Here is a 1,560-nt window from a genome sequence, read left to right as displayed (position 1 = left end):
GCGCTCCCCCGCATGTCCGCACTCCCCCTTCCGCGACCTCGAAGGCCACCCGTTTCCCCCGGTGCAGCACGCTCGACCGCCCGCCGTCCCACACCAGCACGGGACCGTCCGCCGGCCACCGCAGCCCCGAGCACTTCCACACCTGTGCCATCACGTCCGAGAGTACGAGCCGCCACTGACAACGCGGTTCGGGCACTCGTCCGGGGCCGGGCGGAGTGGCATGCGCCGGCCGGCACGCGCCCCGGCGGATCCGTCCGCGCACGTGCCGGAGCCCGGAAGTATCGTGGTGCGGAGGGCCATGCCCCGGAGGTTGGTGAGCGCGATGCCTGAAAGGGCCCAGGCACTGCTTCGCCTGTTGATGAAGTACGCGACCGTCGCGCCCGCCGACCTGCCCGAGGAGCTGCGGCGCGAGTACGAGTCGCTGCACATCAGCCGTCTGACCGTCTACCTCGCCGACCTCCAGCAGAACGTGCTGGTGTCGGTGCCGGACGCCCGCTTCGAGGCCCCGCGCACGATCCCCATCGACGGCACCCTGGCCGGCTGGGCGTACCGGACGCTCTCGCCCCGCATCACCGAGGACGAGATGACGGGCGGGCTGATCCTGTGGCTGCCCCTGCTCGACGGAGTGGAACGGCTGGGCGTCGTCTCCGTCCAGGCCCCGTCCTTCGACGCCACCACCCTGGAGACCTGCCGCGCCCTGGTGTCCTTGATCGCCCTGATAACGGTCGACAAGGCCACCCACAGCGACGCCTACGCCATGCGTCAGCGCCTGTCACCGATGGCGCTGCCCTCCGAGATGGTCTGGGCGTTCCTCGCCCCGCGGACCATCGGCACCGACCGGTTCACCTCCAGCGCCGTACTGGAGCCCGCCTACGATCTGGGCGGCGACGCCTTCGACCACTCCACCCTCAACCACACCCTGCACCTCGGCATCTTCGATTCCATGGGCCACGACCTGGCTGCCGGCCTCACCACCTCCGTGGCCCTCGCGGCCTGCCGCACCGCCCGCCGCAGGGGCGAGGGCATCGCCGGCATCGCGACCACCATCGACGAGGCGGTGCACGAGGTCTTTCCCGACCGCTACGTCACCGCCGTCCTGGCGAACCTGCAGACCGGCACCGGCAGGCTGGAGTGGGTCAACTGCGGCCACCCCACACCGATGCTCATCCGCGGCGACGAGGTGCTGCGCGACGCTCTGGAGCGGAAACCGGAACCGCCGCTCGGCCTGAGCGACATGAGCTCCGACGTGGTCCGCCACGTGCACCGGTTCCAGCTGGAGCCCGGTGACAGGATCCTGATGTACACCGACGGGGTCACCGAGGCCCGATCGCCGAGCGGGGACCGCTTCGGCGAGGAACGCTTCGCCGACTTCATCATCCGCGCCATAGCCGCCGGCGACCTCGCCCCCGAAGTGCTGCGCCGCCTGATCCACACGGTTCTCGACCACCACGGCGGCCGGCTCGACGACGACGCGACCATCCTGCTCTCGGAGTGGCACCCCCTCCCGCGGCTACAGGGCATGCCCCAGGCCTGAGACGCGCCCCGGAACGCCGAAGGCCC

At 71.2% G+C, this 1,560-nt stretch carries 1 protein-coding gene and 1 pseudogene; one reads left to right on the top strand and one right to left on the bottom strand.

The features are described 5' to 3' along the window. Nucleotides 1-151, bottom strand: a pseudogene (locus tag C1I97_RS42270) (DUF2797 domain-containing protein); the annotation flags it as partial. A 171-nt stretch (nucleotides 152-322) separates the two neighbouring features. Between C1I97_RS42270 and C1I97_RS36955 the strand changes: the two are divergent. Continuing rightward, nucleotides 323-1,534, top strand: a complete 1,212-nt coding sequence (locus C1I97_RS36955; RefSeq protein WP_111007244.1) for a PP2C family protein-serine/threonine phosphatase — start codon at nucleotides 323-325, stop codon at nucleotides 1,532-1,534. Nucleotides 1,535-1,560: the final 26 nt, after the last annotated feature.

It is taken from the genome of Streptomyces sp. NTH33 (assembly GCF_003236365.1).
Taxonomy (GTDB): domain Bacteria; phylum Actinomycetota; class Actinomycetes; order Streptomycetales; family Streptomycetaceae; genus Streptomyces.
Note: the sequence above shows the minus strand (reverse complement) of the source record. Positions and strands in the feature narration are given on the sequence as shown.

Coding starts and splice junctions, on each gene's coding strand:
- C1I97_RS36955 (WP_111007244.1), top strand. CDS start 323: ATGCCTGAAAGGGCCCAGGCACTGCTTCGCCTGTTGATGAAGTACGCG.